22 protein-coding genes and 1 tRNA gene are annotated in these 22,432 nt (G+C 75.2%); 9 read left to right on the plus strand and 14 right to left on the minus strand.

Features of this window, described 5'->3' with window-relative positions; all coding sequences use genetic code 11:
- Window positions 1–12: 12 nt before the first annotated feature.
- From ACI789_RS08315 to ACI789_RS08325, 3 genes are all read right to left on the minus strand, one after another.
- Complete coding sequence (locus tag ACI789_RS08315) at window positions 13–822, minus strand: ankyrin repeat domain-containing protein (protein ID WP_457007927.1); 810 nt, start codon at window positions 820–822, stop codon at window positions 13–15.
- A gap of 89 nt (window positions 823–911) precedes the next feature.
- On the minus strand, window positions 912–1,667 hold the full coding sequence (locus ACI789_RS08320; RefSeq protein WP_457007929.1) for an ABC transporter permease: 756 nt from the start codon (window positions 1,665–1,667) through the stop codon (window positions 912–914).
- Complete coding sequence (locus ACI789_RS08325; RefSeq protein ID WP_457007931.1) at window positions 1,664–2,554, minus strand: ABC transporter ATP-binding protein; 891 nt, start codon at window positions 2,552–2,554, stop codon at window positions 1,664–1,666. The genes ACI789_RS08320 and ACI789_RS08325 overlap by 4 nt, the downstream gene beginning before the upstream one ends.
- Window positions 2,555–2,794: 240 nt before the next feature.
- Here ACI789_RS08325 and ACI789_RS08330 point away from each other — a divergent pair, with 240 nt between their 5' ends.
- The 3 genes from ACI789_RS08330 (at window position 2,795) to ACI789_RS08340 (ending at window position 5,987) form a co-directional block, all read left to right on the plus strand.
- Window positions 2,795–3,253 carry a universal stress protein gene (locus ACI789_RS08330; RefSeq protein WP_457007933.1) on the plus strand — a complete coding sequence of 153 codons (459 nt, stop codon included), beginning with the start codon at window positions 2,795–2,797 and terminating at the stop codon, window positions 3,251–3,253.
- Between the two features lie 123 nt (window positions 3,254–3,376).
- Window positions 3,377–4,345 (plus strand): adenylate/guanylate cyclase domain-containing protein, encoded by a 969-nt coding sequence (locus ACI789_RS08335; protein WP_457007935.1) that lies wholly within the window; start codon window positions 3,377–3,379, stop codon window positions 4,343–4,345.
- A 4-nt stretch (window positions 4,346–4,349) separates the two neighbouring features.
- The gene (locus tag ACI789_RS08340; protein WP_457007937.1) at window positions 4,350–5,987 is read left to right on the plus strand and encodes an ABC-F family ATP-binding cassette domain-containing protein; all 1,638 of its coding nucleotides are present in this window, start codon (window positions 4,350–4,352) and stop codon (window positions 5,985–5,987) included.
- A 175-nt stretch (window positions 5,988–6,162) separates the two neighbouring features.
- Here ACI789_RS08340 and ACI789_RS08345 read toward each other — a convergent pair whose 3' ends face one another.
- From ACI789_RS08345 to ACI789_RS08375, 7 genes are all read right to left on the minus strand, one after another.
- Window positions 6,163–6,852, minus strand: a complete 690-nt coding sequence (locus ACI789_RS08345; RefSeq protein ID WP_457007939.1) for a hypothetical protein — start codon at window positions 6,850–6,852, stop codon at window positions 6,163–6,165.
- A gap of 82 nt (window positions 6,853–6,934) precedes the next feature.
- Window positions 6,935–8,122: an MFS transporter gene (locus ACI789_RS08350; protein ID WP_457007941.1), complete on the minus strand. Its 1,188-nt coding sequence runs from the start codon at window positions 8,120–8,122 to the stop codon at window positions 6,935–6,937.
- Between the two features lie 35 nt (window positions 8,123–8,157).
- Window positions 8,158–8,709 (minus strand): N-acetyltransferase family protein, encoded by a 552-nt coding sequence (locus tag ACI789_RS08355; protein WP_457007943.1) that lies wholly within the window; start codon window positions 8,707–8,709, stop codon window positions 8,158–8,160.
- 1 nt (window position 8,710) lies between these two features.
- Window positions 8,711–9,829, minus strand: coding sequence for an alpha/beta fold hydrolase (locus ACI789_RS08360; RefSeq protein ID WP_457007945.1), 1,119 nt, complete (start codon window positions 9,827–9,829; stop codon window positions 8,711–8,713).
- Window positions 9,750–10,136: a hypothetical protein gene (locus ACI789_RS08365; protein WP_457007947.1), complete on the minus strand. Its 387-nt coding sequence runs from the start codon at window positions 10,134–10,136 to the stop codon at window positions 9,750–9,752. Before ACI789_RS08365 ends, ACI789_RS08360 begins: the two co-directional genes overlap by 80 nt.
- Window positions 10,137–10,163: 27 nt before the next feature.
- The gene (locus ACI789_RS08370) at window positions 10,164–11,363 is read right to left on the minus strand and encodes an acyl-CoA dehydrogenase family protein (protein ID WP_457007949.1); all 1,200 of its coding nucleotides are present in this window, start codon (window positions 11,361–11,363) and stop codon (window positions 10,164–10,166) included.
- Complete coding sequence (locus tag ACI789_RS08375) at window positions 11,360–12,862, minus strand: long-chain-fatty-acid--CoA ligase (RefSeq protein ID WP_457007951.1); 1,503 nt, start codon at window positions 12,860–12,862, stop codon at window positions 11,360–11,362. The genes ACI789_RS08370 and ACI789_RS08375 overlap by 4 nt, the downstream gene beginning before the upstream one ends.
- 142 nt (window positions 12,863–13,004) lie before the next feature.
- Here ACI789_RS08375 and ACI789_RS08380 point away from each other — a divergent pair, with 142 nt between their 5' ends.
- Window positions 13,005–13,775, plus strand: coding sequence for an SDR family NAD(P)-dependent oxidoreductase (locus tag ACI789_RS08380; RefSeq protein ID WP_456918497.1), 771 nt, complete (start codon window positions 13,005–13,007; stop codon window positions 13,773–13,775).
- Between the two features lie 32 nt (window positions 13,776–13,807).
- Window positions 13,808–14,569 (plus strand): glycoside hydrolase family 16 protein, encoded by a 762-nt coding sequence (locus ACI789_RS08385; protein WP_457007954.1) that lies wholly within the window; start codon window positions 13,808–13,810, stop codon window positions 14,567–14,569.
- 39 nt (window positions 14,570–14,608) lie between these two features.
- On the opposite strand, the gene ACI789_RS08390 is transcribed toward ACI789_RS08385, so the two are convergent.
- From ACI789_RS08390 to ACI789_RS08405, 4 genes are all read right to left on the minus strand, one after another.
- Window positions 14,609–15,004, minus strand: coding sequence for a hypothetical protein (locus tag ACI789_RS08390; RefSeq protein ID WP_457007956.1), 396 nt, complete (start codon window positions 15,002–15,004; stop codon window positions 14,609–14,611).
- A gap of 87 nt (window positions 15,005–15,091) precedes the next feature.
- Window positions 15,092–15,163 (minus strand) — tRNA-Arg (locus tag ACI789_RS08395).
- Window positions 15,164–15,222: 59 nt separating this feature from the next.
- A complete protein-coding gene (locus ACI789_RS08400; protein ID WP_457007958.1) occupies window positions 15,223–15,894 on the minus strand; it encodes a DUF305 domain-containing protein in 672 nt (223 codons plus the stop codon).
- Window positions 15,891–16,685, minus strand: coding sequence for a DUF3105 domain-containing protein (locus ACI789_RS08405; RefSeq protein ID WP_457007960.1), 795 nt, complete (start codon window positions 16,683–16,685; stop codon window positions 15,891–15,893). The genes ACI789_RS08400 and ACI789_RS08405 overlap by 4 nt, the downstream gene beginning before the upstream one ends.
- Window positions 16,686–16,863: 178 nt before the next feature.
- Between ACI789_RS08405 and argS the strand changes: the two genes are divergently transcribed.
- The 4 genes from argS to thrC are packed head-to-tail and all read left to right on the plus strand — an operon-like array spanning window position 16,864 to window position 22,422.
- Window positions 16,864–18,525 (plus strand): arginine--tRNA ligase, encoded by a 1,662-nt coding sequence (argS, locus tag ACI789_RS08410; protein WP_457007962.1) that lies wholly within the window; start codon window positions 16,864–16,866, stop codon window positions 18,523–18,525.
- On the plus strand, window positions 18,522–20,048 hold the full coding sequence (gene lysA, locus ACI789_RS08415) for a diaminopimelate decarboxylase (protein ID WP_457007964.1): 1,527 nt from the start codon (window positions 18,522–18,524) through the stop codon (window positions 20,046–20,048). The genes argS and lysA overlap by 4 nt, the downstream gene beginning before the upstream one ends.
- Entirely contained in the window at window positions 20,045–21,340 is a 1,296-nt protein-coding gene (locus tag ACI789_RS08420; RefSeq protein WP_457007966.1) for a homoserine dehydrogenase, read from the plus strand. The genes lysA and ACI789_RS08420 overlap by 4 nt, the downstream gene beginning before the upstream one ends.
- A complete protein-coding gene (thrC, locus tag ACI789_RS08425) occupies window positions 21,337–22,422 on the plus strand; it encodes a threonine synthase (protein WP_457007968.1) in 1,086 nt (361 codons plus the stop codon). Before ACI789_RS08420 ends, thrC begins: the two co-directional genes overlap by 4 nt.
- Window positions 22,423–22,432 lie beyond the last annotated feature (10 nt).

The following is a 22,432-nucleotide window of genomic DNA, read 5'->3' on the forward strand; positions in this document are numbered from 1 at the left end:
ACGGGTCCGTGCTCAGTCCGTCGCGCCGTGGGCGACGAGGAGGTCGGCGAGCGCGTCGTGGGCGCTGGCCTGACCTGCGGCGGCCCGCCGCGTGCGGGCGGCGGCCACCCGGCTGATGTCCAGGGCGCTGGCGCCGTCGTTGGTGGTGGCGTTGACGTCGGCGCCGGCGTCGAGCAGGACGCGCACCACCTCGGGCGCGTCGCCGTCGGTCGCCGAGGCGATCGCGACGTGCAGCGCGGACCGGCCGGAGTCGGGGTCGCGCCGGTTGACGTCGGCGCCGGCGGCGAGCAGCAGCCGGACCAGTTCCAGGTGGCCACGGCCGGCGGCGGCGTGCAGCGCGCCGCCGTCGGCGTCGGCGCCGCGGTCGATCAGCGTCCGCGCGGTGGTGGCCGCGCCGCCCGTCGCGGCCCACGTGAGCAGGTCCACGCCGGTGACCGGGTCGGCCAGCGGCGCACCGGCCTCGAGCTCAGCGGTGAGCTGAGCGACGTCGTCGAGGTAGGCGGCACTGGGCGCGTCCACCGGGGCGCCGAGCTCGCGGAGCACCGCCACCAGGGCGGGGGCGAACTCGAGGGCCACGTGCAGCGGCGTCCAGTCGTGCTCGGTGCGGGCCGACAGGTCGGCTCCCGCCGCGGCCAGGAGCCGCACGATCTCGGTGCGGCCCGTGGCCACGGCGAGGTGCAGCGGGGTCCAGCCGCCCTGGCCGGCGTGCTCGACGGTGGCGGACAGCAGGCGCGGGGCGTCGCCGACGGCGGCGCGGACGGCCTCGACGTCGCCGTCGGCGATCAGCCGGGCCAGCCGCTGTGCGGTCATGCGGGTGGTCATCGGGGGATCCCCAGTTCCGGTCAGGAGGACGGGCGGCCTCCTGCAGGGTCCCGCCGCGAGCGTGTGAGCGGCGGGGGCAGGAGGTCCTTTCAGACGACGTCGCGGCGGACGGCGAGCAGCGTGCCCAGCAGGGCAGCGACCAGACCGTAGCCGAGCAGCAGCAGGCCGCCCTGCCAGGGGGCGAGGAGGTCCGGCCCCTGGAAGGTCGCCGTCATCGCCTCGAGCGCGCCGCCCGGCAGCCACTTGTAGGCCGGCGCCGTGGCCGGGATCGACCGGATGATCGGCTCGACGACGAACAGGTAGACCAGCCCGCCGACGATGGCCCCCACCTGGTTGCGCAGCAGCGCGCCCAGGCCGACGCCGATGACCGCGTAGATGACCAGGGCCAGGCCGCTGCTGGCCAGGATCCGCAGGTTGTCGCCGGCCAGCGACGGCGCCGCCCCGCGGGCCCCGGCGTGCACGGCCACCACCAGGTAGTTGACCGCCATGACGACGAGGGCGAAGGGCACCGCCACCATGGCGTAGCCGAACAGCTTGGCGACCACCACCCGGCCGCGGCGGGGCGTGGTGAGGAACGTCGGGGTGGCGGTGCGGTGCCGGTACTCCTGCGTCATCCCGATGATGCCCAGGATCAGGAACAGCACCGTGACGTTCGCGGTGACGGCGAGGACCAACTGCTCGTACTGCTCGCTGCCGACCGGGGGCAGCCCGCTCTCGGCGCCGCCGGCGAAGGAGGTGAACAGCACCGCGAACCCGGCGACCATCACGCAGGACCCGAGCAGCAGCCCGAGCCAGACACGCGTGGTGAACAGCTTGGTCCACTCGGCGCGGACGAGGGCGGTCATCGAGCAGCTCCCTGCGGCGTCGGGTCGGTCGTGGACGCGGCGTACTGCTCCTGGCCGGCGGTGAGCCGGAAGTAAAGGTCCTCCAGGCCGCTGGTCTCCGCGCGCAGCTCGTGCAGCTCGATGCCGGCGGCGAAGGCCCGCGCACCGATGGCGGCGGGGGTCGTGCCGGTGACGGTCACCAGGCCGTCCCCGTCCGGGGTCACCGTGAACCCGGCGTCGTCGAGGACCCCGGCCAGCCGGCCGGCCTCCGGGCTGCGGACGACGACGGTGCCGGCGCCCTGCGCCCCGGAGCGGAGCTCGGCGATCGACCCCTCCCGGACCAGCCGGCCGGCGCCGACGATGACCACCCGGTCGGCGGTGTGCTCCATCTCCGACAGCAGGTGGCTGGAGACGAGCACCGTGCGGCCCTCGTCGTGGGCGAGGTGGCGGATGAAGCCGCGCAGCCACTGGATGCCCTCGGGGTCCAGCCCGTTGGCCGGCTCGTCGAGGACCAGCACCGCCGGGTCGCCGAGCAGCGCCGTGGCCAGGGCCAGCCGCTGGCGCATGCCCAGCGAGTAGCCGCCGGCCCGCCGGTTGCCGGCGTCGGCCAGGCCGACCTGGGCGAGCGTCTCGTCGGCGCGCGAGATCGGCAGGCCTGCGGCGCGGCAGTACACGCGCAGGTGGTTGCGGCCCGACCGCGCCGGGTGGAACGCCGTCTCGAGGACGGCGCCGACGGTGCGGACCGGCGAGGACAGGGCGGTGTAGGGGACGCCGTCGAAGGTCGCGGTGCCGGCGTCGGGGCGCTCCAGCCCCAGCACCATCCGCATCGTGGTGGTCTTGCCGGCGCCGTTGGGGCCCAGGAAGCCGGTCACGGAACCGGGTTCGACGGTGAAGGTCAGGTCGTCCACGGCGCGGACGGCGCCGAAGGTCTTGGTGAGGCCGCGGACCTCGACCCGAACGGGGTCGCGGTGGGCGGTGCTGCCGGGGTGGATGGCGGTCTCCTCGTGATCGGCCGGACGGCGGGTCCATCCAAGCGCACGCGCGGCGCCGACCGCGGGCCTCGCCCGGCGTGTTCGCGCAGTTCCCGGCCACCGCGCAGTGACCCTGCACACGGCGATCCCGCGCCGGTGCCGGTAGGTTCCCCGCCCGTGAGCGCGTATCGCACGGTCGTCGTCGGGACCGACGGGTCGGAGTCCTCCCTCAGGGCGGTGCGGCGCGCCGCGGCGCTGTCGGGTGCGTGCGGCGCCCGGCTGGTCATCGTCTGTGCCTACGTGCCCCCGCGGGTCGACGACCGCGAGCTGCAGGAGGCGCGCGACGTCTTCGGTGACGACGCGTACCAGGTGATCGGCTCGGGGCCGGCGGAGGAGACCGTGCGCACCGCCGCCGAGCGGGCGCGGGAGGCCGGGGCGACCGACATCTACCCGATCGCCGTCGTCGGCTCCCCGGTCGAGACGCTGCTCGACGTCGTCAGCCGCGAGCAGGCCGACCTGCTCGTCGTAGGCAACCGCGGGCTCAACAGCCTCAAGGGCCGGCTGCTCGGCTCGGTCCCCTCCGACGTGACCCGCCGTTCGCCGGTCGACGTGCTGGTCGTGCACACGACGGGCTGAGCGCTGCCCGACACCGTCCCGGGGGACGACCCCGGCGCGCCCGACGCCCGCGAGGCACTGGAACGCCTGCTCCTCGGGGGCCCGCGGCGCTACACGCGGCTGGACGTCGGCCGCGTGGCCGGCATGTCCTCGGAGCGGACCCGGCGGCTGTGGCGGGCCCTGGGCTTCCCGGACGCCGAGGACGACGAGCTGGTCTTCACCGACGCCGACGTCCACGCGCTCGGGCTGCTGTCGGCACTGATCGACACCGGCTTCGTCGACGAGGAGTCGGAGGCGTCGATCGTCCGGGCCATGGCGCAGTCGCTGTCCCGCCTGGCCGACTGGCAGACCGACCTGCTCGCCGGCGTCCTCGGCCGCGGCGAGGCGGACGCAGCCGCGCCGATCGACCCGGAGCAGGCGGTGGAGGGCACCCGCCGCCTGCTGCCACTGCTGCGCGCGGTGCAGGACTACGTCTGGCGGCGGCACCTCGCTGCCAACGCCGAGCGGCTGCTGGCCAGCGCCGGCGGCGGGGACCGGCGGGACCTGGCGGTCGGCTTCGCCGACCTGGTCGGCTACACGACCCGCAGCCAGGGCATGAACGGTCGCGAGCTGGGCGCGATGGTGGAGGACTTCGAGGCCATCGCCGCCGAGGTCATCGCCCGCCACCACGGCCGGGTCGTGAAGACGGTGGGGGACGGCGTCCTCTACACCGCCGGCTCCGCGATCGACGCCGTGGAGATCGGCCTGGAGCTGCCCGAGGCCTGGCACGCCGAGGACCGGCCGCCGCTGCGGGTGGGCGCCGCCTACGGCACCGTGCTCACCCACCTCGGCGACGTCTACTCGCCGGTGGTGAACCTGGCCAGCCGGCTGACCACCATCGCCCGGCCGGAGACGCTGCTGGTCGACCGGGAGCTGGCCCGGCACCTGCGGGGGCTGCCGCGCTACCGGGTGCGGCCGCTGCGGCGGGTGTCGGTGCGCGGCTACGAGCAGCTCCAGCCGTGGCTGGTCCGCCGCCGTCCGCCGGGCGAGACCGACCTGGCCCTGGAGGGCATGCTCGACGAGATGGCCGACGAGGTCCTGGGGGAGGACGACGGCACGGCCCAGGGAGGATGAGGCGGTGAGTGCCACCCTCGTCGCCCGCGGGCTGGCCGCCGGTCACGGCGCCCGCGTCCTGTTCTCCGACCTCGACCTGGTCGTCGCTCCCGGGGACGTCGTGGGCCTGGTCGGGGTGAACGGCGCGGGGAAGTCGACGCTGCTGCGCACCCTCGCCGGCGACCTGCCCGCCGAGTCCGGCACCGTGACGGTGAGCCCGCCGACGGCCACCCTGGGGTACCTGCCGCAGGAGCACGACCGCCGGCCGGGGGAGACGGTGCGCCAGGCGCTGGCCCGCCGCACGGGGGTGGCCGCCGCGCAGGCCGCCCTGGACGCTGCGACCGAGGCGCTCACCGCCGGGGTCGACGGCGCCGACGACGCCTACGGGGAGGCGCTGGAGCGCTGGCTGGCCCTCGGCGGCGCCGACCTCGACGAGCGCGCCGAACAGATGGTCGCCGACGTCGCGCCCGGGGTCGGCCTGGACGCGGCGACGACCGGCCTGTCCGGCGGCCAGGCCGCGCGGGTGGGGCTGGCCGCGCTGCTGCTGTCCCGCTACGACCTCCTGCTGCTCGACGAGCCGACCAACGACCTCGACCTGGCCGGGCTGGCGCAGCTGGAGCGGTTCGTGACCGACGCCCGCGGCGGCATCGTGCTGGTCAGCCACGACCGCGAGTTCCTCGCCCGGACCGTGACCCGGGTGGTGGAGCTCGACCTCGCCCAGCAGCTGGTGCGGGTGCACGACGGCGGCTACGAGGCCTACCTGGTGGAGCGCGAGGTCGCCCGCCGGCACGCCCGCGAGGAGTACGAGGAGTACGCCGAGACCCGGGCCGGCCTCGAGGCGCGGGCCCGCACCCAGCGCAACTGGATGGCCAAGGGCGTCCGGGACGCGGTGAAGAAGTCCAAGGACCCCGACAAGCACGTCAAGAACTTCGCCCGGCAGACCTCGGAGAAGCAGGCGGCCAAGGCCCGCCAGACCGAGCGGCGGATCGAACGGCTGGAGGTGGTCGAGGAGCCGCGCAAGGAGTGGGAGCTGCGGATGGAGATCGCCGCGGCGCCCCGCGCCGGCGCCGTGGTGGCCACCCTCTCCGGCGCGGTCGTGCGCCGCGGCGGGTTCACCCTGGGCCCGGTGGACCTGCAGGTCGACTGGGGTGATCGGGTGGCGATCACCGGGCCCAACGGGGCGGGCAAGTCCACCCTGCTCGACGCCCTGCTCGGGCGGGCGCCGCTGGACGGCGGCCGGTCCACCATCGGCCCGTCGGTGCGGATCGGCGAGATCGACCAGGCCCGGGAGGCGTTCCTCGGTTCGGAGACGCTCCTGGCGGCATTCTCGGCGGAGGTCCCCGACTGGCCGGCGGCCGAGGTGCGCACCCTGCTGGCCAAGTACGGGCTGACCGCCGAGCACGTGCTGCGCCCGGCCGACACGCTCTCGCCCGGCGAGCGCACCCGCGCCGGGCTGGCGCTGCTGCAGGCGCGCGGGGTCAACGTGCTGGTGCTCGACGAGCCGACCAACCACCTCGACCTGCCGGCGATCGAGCAGCTCGAGCAGGCCCTGGCCGGCTACCGCGGCACGCTGCTGCTGGTCACGCACGACCGCCGGATGCTGGCCGCGGTGGCGACCACCCGGCGGCTCACCGTCGACGGCGGGCGGGTCACCGACGCGTAGGGCGCACACGCCGGGTCACGACCGCACTCCCGCGGACGACGCCGCGCCCAGCGGCAGCCCGACGGCGGCTGGCTGTACGTCGTGGACCACCCCTTCGCCAGCCTCGAGGCGGAGGAACGGGCCGCACTGGAGGCGGCGATCGCCGGCTGAGCGGGCCTCAGCGCGTCCCCACCCCCTATGGGCTGGTCTCGAGCTGCGCGGCGACGGCGTACTCGGCGAGCGTCGCCAGCTCCTCGGCCGTGGCGCCGTCCCAGGTCAGGGCCGGCAGTGGCCGCACCTCGACGACGACGTCCCGGGTGCTGCCGATCCAGCGCAGCGCCGCGCGCAGGGACCGGCCGCCCGGTGCGGGGGGCGGCGCGCCGCCGTCCCCGGTGTAGCGGAGGACGACGGGGCACACCGCCGCGCCGGTGCCGACGGCGGCGGCGAACAGCTCGGGGGAGAAGCGGCCCAGCGTCGCGGGCCCGCCCGCCGGGAGCTCGGGGCGGACGACGACCTTCGCGCCGTCGGCCAGCGCGGCGCGCACCGCCTCGACGGTGGCCGGGACGGTGGGGCAGGCCACGCCGGCGAACCGGTCGGGCCCCGAGGTGGCGACGACGACGCCGGGCAGGGCGGTCAGCAGCACCAGCGGGTCGAGCGGGGAGACGGAGTTGGCCACCAGGAGCAGGCCGCGGTCCCGGCCGGCGCGGGGCCACGCCGTCGACGGGGCGCGGACGGCGACGCGCACGCCCAGGCCGGTGAGCAGGCGGGCCGCGCCGCACACCGCCCGGCGCCGGGCGGTGCCCGGGCGGAGACGTTCCGCGGCGAGCAGGGCGCCCGCGCGCAGCAGGCGGGAGGGGTCGTGGGCCGGCACGGCGGGTCGGGGCACCGGGACCTCCGGAGCGCTCGGGGCCCGGGGCGGGCCCGCGTGCCTGCGAGGGTCGCGGGCGCAGGTGACCGACCGGTGACGCTCAGGGAGCGACCGGTGGGCGGTCGGGGGACGGTCGCGCGGCGGCGCGACGGGTGAGGAGCAGGGTCAGGGCGGCGAGGACGGCCAGCCCCGCGAGCAGCGCCGGGTAGGGGACCAGGGCGGCCAGCGCGGCCAGCACGACGGGCGCGGCGAAGCCCAGGTAGGTCAGCGCGTAATAGACGGCGGTGAGCCCGGCAAGCTCCCGCGGCGGTGCGACGCGCTGGGTCTCGAGCAGGCCGGCGACCAGGCAGAGCCCGTACCCGCAGCCCAGGATGACCGCGGCCAGGACCACCAGCACCGGGTGCGTGGTCGCGGCGGCGGCGGCCGCGACCAGCAGCCCGGCCACCACCGCGGCCATCCCGACCGCCGCGGCGCGCCGCGGATCGGCGGCCGCCAGCCGGCGCGCCCTCGGCTGGACCGCGACGCCCGTGCCCAGGGTGACGCCCGCGACGACGGCGTTGAAGGCGACCGTCCACCCCGCGGTGGTGTCGCGCACCAGCCCGGGCAGGACGGCGATCGAGATCGTCGCCACGCCGAAGACCCACGGGGCCACCGGGGCCACGTGCCGGCGGAAGCGCGGGTCGGCGGCCGAGGGCACGCGCATCCGCGACCACAGGGAGCCCGACTCCGGGCCGGCGTCGGCCACCGTCTCCGGAGCCCGCCACAGCGGGACGAGCACGGCGAGGGCGACGGCCAGGTGCGGCAGGTAGGCGGTGACCAGCGGTGCGGGCGCCCACTGGGCGATCAGCCCGGCGACGACCGGGCCGAGGCCGAAGCCCGCGGTGAGCGCCATCGCCGCCCGGCGGGCTCCCGCTCCGTCCGGAGCTGCCGGGTCCCACGGCGCGGTCGACAGCTCCTCGACCCACGCGCTGCCGGCGGCGAACGCCGCGCCGCTGGCCAGGCCGGCGAGGAAGCGGCCGGCGTAGAGCGCGGCCAGGCCCTCCATCAGCAGCACCGTCGTCGCGACGAGCGAGACGAGCAGCGCGCCGCGCAGCACCGGCACCCGCCCGTGCCGGTCGGACACGGGGCCCAGCACCAGCAGCGCCGGGATCAGGCCGAGGGCGTAGACGCCGACCAGCGCGTCGACGGTCGCGACCGACAGCCCGCTGCGCTCCCGGTAGGCGACGAGCAGGCTGACGAACTGGTTGGCGCCCCAGCCGATGGCGAACAGCGTCGCCGCGACCGGCACCCACGCGCGGCTGCGCGGCCCGGCTCCCTGCCGGCTCAGGACAGGTCCTCGCCGAGCGCCTCGGGCAGCCCGACGGCGCTCATGCCCGACCAGGTGTCCCGGACGTGGTGGGCGAGCACCATCAGGTCGCGCAGCCGGCCCTCGCGGTCGCGGATGTGGTCGACCAGCAACGCCTCGCCGCTGAACCCGAGGTCGGTGAACAGCGCCAGGGCCGCGCCCTGCTCGGCGACCACCTCGACGACGAGCTTGGTCAGCCCGTCCTCGACCGCCGCGACGAGCGCGTGGCGGGCCAGCGTGCGGCCCAGCCCGCCGCCGCGCGCGCCGGGCGCGACGACCAGCCGCACCTCGCCGACGTGGTCGGACCAGCCGGGCAGGCGGAGCACCGCCACGTAGCCGGCGACCTGCCCGCCGTCGTCCAGGACCACCCAGCGGCGCACGCCGGGGGTGCCGCCGGCCGCCCAGCCGCGCACCACGTCGGGGTCGGTGACGTCCTCGCGGATGAAGGTGCGGTCGCCCTCGGGCAGGGCGGTGAAGAAGCCCAGCAGCGCGTCGCAGTGCGCGTCGGTGAGCTCGGTGACGGCGGCCACGTCAGGCCTCCTCGGCGGTCGGGGCGACCGGCTCGCTGCGCCGGCGGAGGAAGTCGATGATCGTCGGCACCGTCGTCCGGGCCGCCGTCCGGCCGACCACCAGGCCCATGTGCCCGGCCGGCAGCCGCAGCTCGTGCTTGTCCGGGGACCCGACCAGGTCGACCAGCGGCGCGGTCGCCTCGGGCGGGACGATGTGGTCCCGGTCGGCGCGCACGGTCAGGAACGGCACCCGGATGTCGGACAGGTGCACGCGGTCGCCTCCGACGGTGAGCCGGTCGGTGACCATCCCGTTGTCGCGCACCAGCATGCGCACCGTCTCCTCCGCGGCGGCCCCGGGGAAGGGCACGTGGTCGTCCGACCAGCTGGTCATCGCCTGGTAGGCGGCCACGTACTCGTCGTTCCAGAGCCGCTCCCAGAGGGTGACGTACCGGGTGACCTCCGCGGTGGGGGTCAGCGCCCGGAAGCCCTGCAGCACCACCTGCGGTGGCACGTTGCCGTCGGCGTCGAGGACGTCGCGCACGTCGAGCCCGCCGACCCGGAACAGGTCGGCCAGCGGGCCCATGTGGCGGAAGTCGACCGGGGTGGCCAGCACGCTCAGGCTGCGCAGCGGTGCGTCGGGGTGGTGGGCGGCGTACAGCAGGGCCAGGTCGCCGCCGAAGCAGTAGCCGAACAGGTTGACCTCGTCGGCGCCGGAGACCTCCAGCACCCGCTGCACCCCGGCCGGGACGTAGTCGTCGACGTAGTCCTCGAGGGTGTTGGCCGCGTCCCGCGCGTCGGGCTCGCCCCAGTCGAGCAGGTACACGTCGAACCCGGCGGCCAGCAGTTGCTCGACGAAGCTGTTGCCCGGCGTCAGGTCGAGGATGTAGCTGCGGCTGACCAGGCTGAAGACGATCAGCAGCGGCGGGGAGTGCCGCACCCCGCCGTGGGTGTCGGGGTCGTTGCGGTAGTGCCACAGCTGGGTCCGGCCACGCTGCCAGACGACGTCCTTGGGGGTCTGGCCCACCCCGGGACGGTCGACGCCGGCGACCAGCTTGAGGCCGTTACGGGCGCGGAGGGCGTTGCGCTCGACGTCGCGACGGACGCGCTCGAGGAGGGTCTGCGGGCTGGGGACGGTCGGCATGGTCCTCCTCGGCGGGACGGCGCCGCGCGGCTTCCAGCTGCAGGGTCAGCCGGCGGACCTCCCGGTCCAGCGCGCCGACCTGGGCGCGCAGCCGGCTGACGTCGGTGCCGGCGGGCAGGTTCAGCAGGTGCCAGGCCCGGGTGGTGACCCCGCGGGCGGAGTCGCGGGCCAGGGTCGTGGCGCGCCGCACCAGCGCGGCGCCGATCGCGAAGGTCTCCGTGCGGACGAACTCCTCGGCGCGCGGGGTGACCCGGCGCTCGGCGGCGTCGAAGGCCTGCCGCCACAGCGGCGGGCGGGTGTCGGCCATGCGGTCTCCCTCCCGGACGTCGGCGGCTCAGGTGAAGGCGCCGACCCCGGTGATGTCCCGGCCGACGATGAGCGTCTGCACCGTCTCGGTGCCCTCGAAGGTGTGGATGGCCTCGATGTCGGCCATGTGCCGGATGACGTGGTTCTGCAGCAGGATCCCGTTGCCGCCGAGCAGGTCGCGGGCCTCGGCGAGGATGGCGCGCGCCGTGCGGGTGTTGTGCATCTTGGCCAGCCCGGCGACGGTGGGCGACAGCCGCCCGGCCTCGGCCAGCCGGCCGATCTGCATGCAGTACAGCTGCATCCCGGTGAGGTCGGCCAGCATCCGCACCAGCCGCTCCTGCACGATCTGGAAGCTGACCAGCGGCTTGCCGAACTGCCGGCGCTCCTTGGCGTAGGTCAGCGCGGCGTCGTAGCCGGCGGTCGCGTGGCCCAGCGCCATCCAGGCGCAGGCGCCGCGGGTGGTGGCCAGGACCCGGCCGGTGTCGGCGAAGCTGTGCGCCGCCTGGAGCCGGTTCTCCTCGGGCACGCGGACACCGCGCAGCTCGATCTGGGCCTGCCAGACCGAGCGCAGGGACACCTTCCCGGTGATGACCGTCGCCTCGTACCCCTCGGCCGGGGTCTCGACGACGAAGCCCTTGACCTTGCCGTCCTCGGTGTCGCGCGCCCACACGATCACCAGGTCGGCCAGCGAGCCGTTGCCGATCCACCGCTTGGCGCCGTCGATCACCCAGGTGTCGCCCTCGCGGCGGGCGGTGGTCTCCAGCGAGACGGAGTCCGAGCCGTGGTGCGGCTCGGTGAGCGCGAACGCCCCCAGCTTGTCCAGCGTGGCCATCTTCGGCAGCCAGCGGGCCTTCTGCTCCTCCGAGCCGCACATGTCGATCGACTGCATCGCCAGCCCGGCGTGCACGCCGACGAACGTGCCCAGGCTGCCGTCGCCGCGGTGCAGCTCCATCTGCACCAGCCCGGCCGCCATCGGGCTCATCCCGGCCGCGCCGTGCCCGGTGATGCTGCCGCCGACGATGCCGAGCTCGGGCAGCCGGCGGATCAGCGGCCACGGCACCTCGGCCTTCTCCCAGTACTCACCGGCGACCGGCACCACCTCCCGGTCCACGAACCGGCGGACGGCGATGAACTTCTCCCACTGCTCCTCGGTGAACTGCTCGCGCACCGAGAAGAAGTCGGTGCCCAGGGCCTCGCCCAGGTGGCTGGTGTCCAACTGCTGCGTCACTTCGCGACCTCCGCGGGGACCTCGACGGCGCGGCGCAGGATCTTGCCGGTCGGCCCCTTGGGCAGGGCGTCGACCAGCCAGACGTGCCGCGGGTACTTGTAGGCGGCCACCCGCTCCTTCACCCAGGCCTGCAGCTCGGCGGGGTCGGCCTGCGCACCGGGCTTGAGCGCGACGGCGGCGGCGACCTCCTCGCCCAGGTCGGGGTGCGGGACGCCGACGCAGGCGGCCTCGGCGACCGCCGGGTGCTCGTAGAGCGCCTCCTCGATCTCCCGCGGGTACACGTTGTAGCCGCCGCGGATGATCATCTCCTTCTTGCGGTCGACGATGGCGTAGTAGCCGTCGGCGTCCCGGCGGGCGAGGTCGCCGGTGCGGAACCACCCGTCGGGGATCGCCTTCGCCGTCTCCTCGGGCTTGCGCCAGTAGCCCTTCATGACGTTCTCGCCGCGGATGGCGATCTCGCCGACCTCGTCTGCGCGGACGTCGCGGCCCTCGTCGTCGACCAGGCGCATCTCCACGCCGCGGATGGGCGTGCCGATGGTGCCGGGCTTGCGCTCGGCGTGCGGGTGGTTGAACGAGGCGACCGGCGAGGTCTCCGACAGCCCGTAGCCCTCCAGCACGATGCAGCCGAAGGCCTCCTCGAAGCCGCGCATCACCTCGACCGGCATGGCCGAGCCGCCGGAGACGCACAGCCGCAGGCTGGAGACGTCGTACCGGTCGCGGTCGGGCTGGTGGAGCATCGCGGCGAACATCGTCGGCACGCCCTCGAACACCGTCACCCGGTCCCGCTGGACGATCTCCAGCGCCTTGGCGCCGTCGAACCGCGGGAGCAGGGTCAGGCACGCCCCGGCCAGGACGGCGGCGTCGAGGGCGCAGGTCAACCCGAAGACGTGGAACAGCGGCAGGCAGCCCATGACCACGTCGTCCGGCGTCCCCTCCAGCAGCGTCTCCTGCGTGGTGCGGGCGTTGCCGCGCAGGTTGGCGTGGGTGAGCTCGGCGCCCTTGGGCGGTCCGGTGGTGCCCGAGGTGTAGAGGATCACCGCGGTGTCGGCGTCGTCCCGGTCGACGACCGCGCCGTCGTCGTCCGGACCGGTGAGGGCGTCGCCGACGTCGGCCGGGCCGACGGGAACCGCCTCGATGCCGACGACGCCGGCGGCCTCGGTGGCCGCTGCGGCGACGGAGTCCAGCGCGACGACCAGTCGCGCACCGGAGTCGCGCAGGTAGTACTCGACCTCCCGCGCCTTGAGCAGCGGGTTCATCGGGACGACGGCCGCCCCGGCCATGAGCCCGCCGTAGAACACGACCGGGAAGCTCAGCACGTTGGGCAGCACCATGCCGACCCGGTCGCCCGGGGTCACCCCGCGCGCCCGCAGGCCCGCGGCCACCCTCGCGGCGGCCCGCCGGAACCCGTCGTAGGTCAGGACGGCGTCGTCCATGCGGAGGGCCGGGCGGTCGCCGTGCCGGGCCGCCGTGTCCACCAGGTGCTGCGCGAGGTTGGCCACGGTGCCTCCCTGCTCTCGGGACTGGGCCGGACCCCTACCCGGCCCCGTCGTGGTCCACCCCTCGCTTGCGGTCGCGGTGGCGGCCGCGCGCGCCGCACGACAGGCTCGCCCCGGGACCGACACCGACGACGGGAGCGCCGCAGTGGCTGGCAGGACCATCCTCGACATGTTCCGGCTCGACGGCCGGGTGGCGATCGTGACCGGGGCGTCGTCCGGGCTGGGCGCCGTCTTCGCCCGGGCCCTGGCCGAGGCCGGCTGCGACGTCGCGCTCGGCGCCCGGCGGGAGGACCGCCTCGGCGACACCCGGGCGGCGGTGGAGTCGGCCGGCCGCCGGGCGATCACCGTGCGCACCGACGTCTCCCGGCCCGAGGACTGCCAGGCGCTGGTCGACGCCACCATGGCCGAGTTCGGCAAGGTCGACGTGCTGGTCAACAACGCCGGCGTCGGCACCGCCGTCCCGGCCACCCGTGAGACGCCCGAGCAGTTCCGGCAGGTCATCGACGTCAACCTCAACGGCTGCTACTGGATGGCCCAGGCCGCCGGGCGGGTGATGCAGCCGGGCAGTTCGATCGTCAACATCTCGAGCATCCTCGGCCTGACCACGGCCGGCCTGCCGCAGGCGGCCTACGCGGCCAGCAAGGCCGGGCTGATCGGTCTCACCCGCGACCTCGCCCAGCAGTGGACCGGCCGCAAGGGGATCCGGGTCAACGCGCTCGCGCCGGGGTTCTTCGAGTCGGAGATGACCGACCAGTACCCCGAGGGCTACATCGAGGGGCAGATGGCCCGGGTGCTGGCCGGCCGCAAGGGCGACCCCGACGAGCTGGCCGCGGCGCTGGTGTTCCTGGTCAGCGACGCGGGCGGCTACGTCACCGGGACGACGCTGCCGGTCGAGGGCGGGCTGCTGACCAGCTGACGGCGTGGGCGGCCGTCCCTACGCTGCCCGACGTGCGCGAGGAGCTCGACGAGCGCTTCCCCGGCGAGGCGCTCGACACCGACGTCTGGTTCCCCTACTACCTGCCGCACTGGAGCTCCCGGGCCGCGTCGGCCGCGACGTACGAGGTGCGCGACGGTGAGCTGCACCTGACCATCCCCGCCGACCAGCCGCTGTGGTGCCCGGACCTGCACGAGGAGCCGCTGCGGGTGTCCTGCCTCCAGACCGGGAGCCTGGCCGGGCCGGCGGGCAGCACCGTCGGCCAGCAACCGTTCGCCGAGGACCTGGTGGTGCGCGAGGAACAGCCGGACTTCCGGGGCTACACGCCCTGCTACGGGCACGTCGAGGTCACGATGCGGGCGACGGTCGGCGGGCGGTCGATGTTCGCCTTCTGGCTGTCCGGCATCGAGGACCGCCCCGAGCGCTCCGGCGAGATCTGCGTGGCCGAGGTCTTCGGCGACACCGTCCGCGACGGGACGGCGGCGGTGGGGATGGGCCTGCACCGGTTCCGCGACCCGCGCCTGGTCGAGGACTTCGCCGCCGAGCGACTGCCCCTCGACGTCGCGGGGTTCCACACCTACGCCGTCGACTGGACGCCGGGGTCGCTGGTGTTCAGCGTCGACGGCGAGGTCGTGCGGCGGGTCGGCCAAGCGCCCGACTACCCGGTGCAGCTGATGCTCGGCGTCTTCGACTTCCCGGACCGGGCCGGCCCGGGGGAGACGACGGTCCCGGTCCCCGAGGTCGTGGTGTCCGCCGTCCGTGGCCACCGGCTCTGACCTCGGTCGACCGCTTCGCTGGGCCCGCGACCGTCCGGCTCACACCACCGTCGGGCCGGCCTCGCCGGTGCAGTCGAGGACGCGGTCGTCCGGGGGAGGGGGGAGCGCGGCCGCGCCGCCGAGGGCCACCGGCCGCGGCCGGCGGGGCTGGCGGGCGCCGCTGCCGCCGCCCCGGTGCGGGTAGACGAGCACGCCGCTGACCGGGTCCGGTGCGGCGTCGAGCGCGGCGCGGACGACCGGCGCCGAGCGGAACGCGTCCCGCCGCCGCTCGTCGGCGAACACGAACTCGAGCACGACGCCCCACCGGTGCTCGTGCTCGTCCCAGAAGAGGGCGCCGCCGGTCACCCCGGCCTCGACGAGCCGGTCGTGCCAGGAGCGGGCCCAGTCGGCCGCGCCGGTCGGACCGTCGAGCACCTCGAACGTGATCCAGTCCACAGCGGCCCGGACGCTACGCCGGTGCCGCGGAACGCGACAGGCCCCGTGACCACCGCTGTCGCGGCGGCCACGGGGCCTGTCGTGGGGTGCCCCCGGCAGGATTCGAACCTGCGCACCCGCCTCCGGAGGGCGGTGCTCTATCCCCTGAGCTACGGGGGCTCTGCGGTGGGGCAGGGAGAAACCTACCAGCCCCGCCCGGCGCACCGGACGGCGGTGCGTCAGGGAGCCGGCAGCGGGACGCCACCGCGGGCGGTGAGCATCCCGGTCATCGTCGACGTCTCGGCGGTCTGGGTCTCGGCGATCGTGCGGGCGAGGGTCGCCACCGCGGGCACGGCGGCGTGCTGGGCGGCGTACTCGGCCATCTCCCGGCCACCCTGGTGGTGGCGGATCATCAGCTGCAGGAAGCGGACGTCGAACGCCGTGCCGGTGAGCCCGCGCAGCTCGGTGAGCTCCTGCTCGGTGGCCATCCCGGGCATCAGGACGCCGGGTGCCGTCTCGTGCGCGCCGTGGCCGCTGTCGGCGCCCATCCACGACATCGGGTCGCCGCCCGACGGCGGCAGCCCCCACAGCGACAGCCAGCCCTGCATCCGGCCGACCTGGTTGGTCTGGGTGGCCGAGATGTCGAACGCCAGCTGGTGGACCTCCGGGTCGGTGCTCACCTCCAGGGCGACGTTGGCCATCTCCACGCCCTGCAGGTGGTGGACGGCCATGTCGCGGGAGAACCCGGCGTCCACCGAGTCGGCGGTCGGGGTGGCAGGGGCGTCGTCCCGGCCGACGCCTAGCGCGACCGCCGCTCCGCCGCCGAGCAGCAGCAGCCCGACGGCGATGACCGCGAGCAGTGCCGTCCGCAGCCCGCGGCCCGTCGCCTGCGGCGCGTCGCCGCCGGTCACGGCGTGCCGGTCTCCGCCGCGGCCGTGGGAGTGGTCGGGGCGTCGGTGGTCATGGCGCTGGTGCCGCGGCTGCTGTCGTCGACGGTCAGCGGGTCGCTGACGAACTGCGGGTTCTCGCAGCTGGCGCCGACCTCGGGGTAGAAGTCGGGGTTGAAGGTCATGAAGTCGGCGAACTGCTCGATCCGCGGGTCGTCGACCGAGTCGACCTTCAGCTGGTGGTTCCAGGACTGCAGGCTGATGGGCGAGTCCAGGCCGGCGTAGGGGGAGAGCATCCGGCCGGACTCACTCGCGACGGCGGCCAGCGTGTCGAGGTCGGCGCCGGAGACCCGGTCCGGGTCGTAGGTGATCCACACCGCGCCGTGCTCCATGCTGTGGACGGCGTTCTCGTGCCGGATGTCGACGTCGTAGACCGTGCCGGTGCAGTCGGCCCACTCGCCGTCGTGCGGCCCGCCCACCGGCGGGGACTGCTCGTACTGCACGGGCGTGGTCACGTGCTCCTGGCCGGCGGCGTAGTCGAACGTCGAGACCCCGGAGATCTCGTCGACGGAGTCCACCCGGGCGGCGTCGGCCTCGTTGACCTGCACCACCGCGTAGGTGATGACCGCGGCGGCGAACACCACCACGGCGACCGCGGCCGCGATCAGGCCCCAGGGCCGCTGCGGGCTGACGACGTTGGTGACCGGCGGGCGGGTGCGCCCGCCCTTCGCGGCCGGCCGGCTGCCCGAACCGGAGCCCGGCGTGCCGGACCCGCCGCGCGCGCGGCCGTCCTGGGGCTTACGGTCCTTGGCCACGGCCTGCTCCTCGTGCTCGTCGGGGGTGCTGGGGGCCGGGCGGGCGCGCCGGGCCCGGGGACGAGCCCGGCGCCCGCCCCCTGAGGACTCCACTGTAGGTCTGCGACCTGTCAGCCCCGGGCACGTGCGCGCCCGGAGGGCCGCAGAGCGCGCGATCGGCGGTCAGTACGCTCGTGCGGTGACACCGGAGCAGTTGCGCGACGTCGTCCGGACCGCCGTGGCCGCCGCCGTCGAGCGCGGCGTGCTGCCCGTGGCGGTCCCCGACGACGTGCTCGTCGAGCGTCCCAAGAACCCCGAGCACGGCGACTACGCCACCAACGTCGCGCTGCGCCTGGCCAAGCCCGCCGGGAAGCCGCCGCGGGCGGTCGCCGAGGTGCTGGCCGAGGAACTGCGCGCGCACCCGGGCATCGCCGCCGTCGACGTCGCCGGCCCCGGCTTCCTCAACATCACCCTCGCCCAGGGGGCGCTCGGGCGGATCGCGGTCCAGGCGGTCACCGCGGGGGAGACCTTCGGGCGGACCGGCACCCTCGCCGGGCAGCGGCTGAACCTGGAGTTCGTCTCGGCCAACCCGACCGGGCCGGTGCACATCGGCGGCAGCCGGTGGGCCGCGGTCGGCGACGCGATCGGCCGGCTGCTGGAGGCCAGCGGCGCCGACGTGACCCGCGAGTACTACATCAACGACGCCGGCGCGCAGATCGACCGGTTCGCCCGCAGCCTGCAGGCGGCCGCCAACGGCCGGCCGGTCCCCGAGGACGGCTACGGCGGCACCTACATCGCCGACATCGCCTCGCAGGTCGTCGCCCTGGAGCCCGACGTCCTCGGTCGGGACGACGACGAGCAGTCGCGCGTCTTCCGCGACCGCGGCGTGGCGCTGATGCTCGACGAGATCCGCCGGTCGATGCAGGACTTCGGCGTCGACTTCGACGTCTGGTTCAGCGAGAAGTCGCTCTACGACGCCGGGGCGGTGGACAAGGCGCTGGTCCGGCTGCGGGAGCAGGGGCACGTCTACGAGGCCGACGGCGCCGTGTGGCTGCGGACGACGGATTTCGGCGACGACAAGGACCGCGTGCTGGTCAAGGCCGACGGCGAGACGACCTACTTCGCCTCCGACTGCGCCTACTACCTGGACAAGCGGGCCCGCGGCTTCGACCGCGTCGTGATCATGCTGGGTGCCGACCACTCCGGCTACGTCGGCCGGTACAAGGCGCTCGTCGCCGCGGCCGGGGACGACCCCGACAGCCACCTCGAGATCCTCATCGGGCAGCTGGTCAACCTGCTGCGGGGCGGCGAGCCGGTGCGCATGAGCAAGCGCGCGGGCACGATCGTGCTGCTCTCCGACCTGGTCGACGCGATCGGCGTGGACGCCGCCCGCTACGCGCTGGCCCGCGCCTCGGTCGACCAGCAGATCGACATCGACGTCGACCTGTGGAGCCGGCAGACCAACGACAACCCGGTCTTCTACGTCCAGTACGCGCACGCCCGCATCTCCTCGGTGCTGCGCAACGCCACCGACCTCGGCCTGGGGCTCGGCGAGGCGGGCGCCGTCGACGCCGCGCAGCTGACCCACGAGCGGGAGAACGACCTGCTCCGGGCGATCGGGGAGTTCCCGCGGGTGCTGACGTCGGCCGCCGAGCTGCGCGCGCCGCACCGGGTGGCCCGCTACCTCGAGGAGCTGGCCGGCACCTACCACCGGTTCTACGACACCTGCCGGGTGCTGCCGCGCGGCGACGAGGAGCCGACGCCGTTGACCACCGCCCGGCTCTGGCTGTGCGCCGCGACCGCCGTCGTCCTGCGCAACGGCCTCGGCGTGCTGGGCGTGAGCGCACCGGAGCGGATGTGAGAGCGCACCCGGCCGGTCCCCTCCACGGCAACATCGCCCCGCCTCCCGCGGCCGGGCCGCCCCCGGCCGACCTCGGTGGCCTCGACCCGCAGGTGTGGCCGCGCTCGGCGACCCGGGTCGACGGCGAGCTGCACCTGGGCGGCCGGCCGGTGACCGAGCTCGCCCGCGCGCACGGGACGCCGCTGTTCGTCCTCGACGAGGCCGACTTCCGCGGCCGCGCCGCCGACTTCGCCGACGCCTTCGACGGCGCCGACGTCCACTACGCCTCGAAGGCGTTCCTGTGCGGCCAGGTGGCCCGCTGGATCGCCGAGGACGGCCTGCACCTGGACGCCTGCTCGGGCAACGAGCTGGCCCTGGCGCTGGCCGCCGGCTTCCCGGCCGAGCGGATCGCGCTGCACGGCAACAACAAGTCGCTGGTCGAGCTGCAGCTGGCCGTCGACGCCGGCATCGGCCACGTCGTCCTGGACTCCTTCGACGAGATCGAGCGGCTGGTCCCGCTGGCCGCGGCGCGGGTCGCCGCCGGCGGCGCGCCGGTGCCGGTGCTCATCCGCGCCACCGTCGGCATCGAGGCGCACACCCACGAGTTCATCGCCACCGCCCACGAGGACCAGAAGTTCGGCTTCTCGCTGGCCACCGGCGACGCGCTGACCGCCGCGGTGCGGGTGATCCGCGAGCCGGCGCTGCGGCTGACCGGGCTGCACAGCCACATCGGCTCGCAGATCTTCGACACCGCCGGCTTCGAGGCCGCCGCGCACCGCGTGGTCGGGCTCATGGGGCAGGTGCACCAGGCGACCGGGCAGGTGCTCGAGGAGCTCAACCTCGGGGGCGGCTTCGGCATCGCCTACCTCTCCGACGACGACCCGGTCAGCCCCGCCGACGTCGCCCGGCGGCTGCGCGCGGTGGTCGAGGCCGAGTGCGCGATGGCCGGGCTGCCCGTGCCGCGGCTGGCCGTCGAGCCCGGCCGGGCCATCGCCGGTCCCGGCACGGTCACCCTCTACGAGATCGGCACCATCAAGCCGGTCCGGCTCGGGGCCAGCGGCACACCGGGCGCGCCGCTGGTGCGCAACTACGTCTCCGTCGACGGCGGGATGAGCGACAACATCCGCACCGCCCTCTACGACGCCGCCTACACCTGCGTGCTGGCCAACCGCGTCTCCGACGCCCCGCCGGCGCTGTGCCGCGTCGTCGGCAAGCACTGCGAGAGCGGCGACATCCTGGTCCGCGACCTGTGGCTGCCCTCGGACGTGCAGCCCGGCGACCTGCTGGCGGTGGCGGCGACCGGTGCCTACTGCTGGTCGATGGCGAGCAACTACAACTACCTGCTCAAGCCCCCGGTGGTCGCCGTGCGGGACGGCGTCGCCACGGAGGTGGTCCGGCGTCAGACACTGTCGGACGTGTTCGCCCTCGACGCCGTCCTCGCCGACGTCCCCGCCCCCTCACCGGCGATCGACCAGCCCGCGCCCGAGCACCCGGCAGGGGTCCGGTCGACCGGTCCGCGAGTCGGCGCGGAGGCGCAGTCGTGACCACCACGCCCCTGAAGGTGGCCCTGCTCGGCTGCGGCACCGTCGGCAGCGCCGTGCTGCGGCTGCTCGGCGAGCAGGCCGACGACCTCGCCGCCCGCATCGGCCGGCCGGTGGAGGTGGCCGGGGTCGCCGTCCGCCGTCCCGACCGGCACCCCGACGTCCCGGTGCACCTGCTCACCACTGACGCGCACGGGCTCGTCACCCGGCCGGACGTCGACCTCGTCGTCGAGGTGATCGGCGGCATCGAGCCGGTGCGCTCGCTGCTGCTGGCCGCCTTCGAGGCCGGCAAGTCGGTGGTCAGCGCCAACAAGGCCCTGCTCGCCGACGACGGCGTCGAGCTGCACGCGGCCGCCGCCAAGGCCGGGGTCGACCTCTACTACGAGGCCGCCGTGGCCGGCGCGATCCCGCTGCTGCGCCCGCTGCGCGAGTCCCTGGCCGGGGACCAGCTGCGCCGCGTGGTCGGCATCGTCAACGGGACGACCAACTACATCCTGTCCCGGATGGCCGAGACCGGGCACGGGTTCACCGAGGCGCTGGCCGAGGCCACCGAGCTCGGCTACGCCGAGGCCGACCCGACCGCCGACGTCGACGGCTTCGACGCCGCGGCCAAGGCGGCCATCCTCGCCTCGCTGGCCTTCCACACCGAGGTCACCGCCGCCGACGTCCACCGCGAGGGGATCTCCACGGTCACCTCGACCGACGTCGCCCGCGCCGCCGAGATCGGCTGCACGGTGAAGCTGCTCGCGATCTGCGAGCGGGTGCCGGGGGAGGGCGGGGACTCCGTCGCCGTCCGCGTGCACCCCGCGATGATCCCGACGACGCACCCGCTCGCCGCCGTCGGCGGCGCCTTCAACGCCGTCTTCGTCGAGGCCGAGGCCGCCGGGCAGCTGATGTTCTACGGCCAGGGCGCCGGCGGTGACGCCACCGCCAGCGCCGTCCTCGGCGACCTGGTGGCCGTGGCGCGCAACCGGGTCGCCGGTGTCGCCGGCCCCGGCACGACCACGTACGCGGGCCTGCCCGCCCGGCCGATCGCCGAGACGCCCACCCGGTACCACGTCAGCCTCGACGTGGCCGACAAGCCCGGCGTGCTCGCGACGGTCGCGCAGGAGTTCGCCCGGCACGGGGTCAGCATCGCCACCGTGCGGCAGGACGGACGCGGGGACGCCGCGACGCTGGTCATCGTCACCCACAGCGCCCCCGACGCCGCGCTGTCGGCGACGGTCACGGCGCTGCGGGAGATGCCCGCCGTCCGGGCCGTGACCAGCATCCTGCGTGTGGAAGGACTGTCATGACGACGCAGCTGCCCGTGCGGGGCACCGTCTCGCCGCTGTGGCCGGGGCTCATCGAGGCCTACCGGTCGCGGCTGCCGGTCAGCGACAGCACCCCGGTGGTGACCCTGCAGGAGGGGGCGACCCCGCTGGTTCCGGCGCAGGAGCTCTCCCGCCGCACCGGCTGCGAGGTCTACCTCAAGGTCGAGGGCGCCAACCCGACCGGGTCGTTCAAGGACCGCGGGATGACGATGGCCATCACCAAGGCCGTCGAGGAGGGCTCGCAGGCGGTCATCTGCGCCTCCACCGGCAACACCAGCGCCAGCGCCGCGGCCTACGCCGCCCGGGCCGGCCTCGTCTGCGCCGTCCTGGTGCCGCAGGGCAAGATCGCGCTGGGCAAGCTGGCGCAGGCGCTGGTGCACGGCGCCAAGCTGCTGCAGGTCGACGGCAACTTCGACGACTGCCTCGCGCTGGCCAGCAAGCTGGCGATCGACTACCCGGTCAGCCTGGTCAACAGCGTCAACCAGTACCGCATCGAGGGGCAGAAGACCGCCTCGTTCGAGATCGTCGACGTCCTCGGCGACGCCCCCGACGTCCACTGCCTGCCGGTGGGCAACGCCGGCAACATCACCGCCTACTGGCAGGGCTACCGGGAGTACGCCGCCGACGGGACGGCGTCACGGACGCCGCGGATGTGGGGCTTCCAGGCCGCCGGTGCGGCGCCGATCGTCAGCGGGCAGGTCGTCGAGCACCCGCAGACGATCGCCACGGCCATCCGCATCGGAAACCCGGCGTCCTGGACCAAGGCGCTGGCCGCCCGCGACGAGTCGGGTGGGCGCATCGACGCGGTCACCGACCGGGAGATCCTCGCCGCCTACCGGCTGCTGGCCCGCAGCGAGGCGGTCTTCGTCGAGCCGGCGTCGGCCGCCTCGGTGGCCGGCCTGCTCAAGGTGGCGCAGGCGGGCGGGCTCGAGCCGGGGCAGCGCGTCGTCTGCACGGTCACCGGCAACGGCCTCAAGGACCCGGAGTGGGCCATCTCCGGCGCACCGGCCCCGGTGACCGTGCCGGTCGACGCCGCCGTCGCCGCCGCGCAGCTGGGCCTGTGACCCCGGACGC

The organism is Geodermatophilus sp. SYSU D00965 (assembly GCF_054050075.1).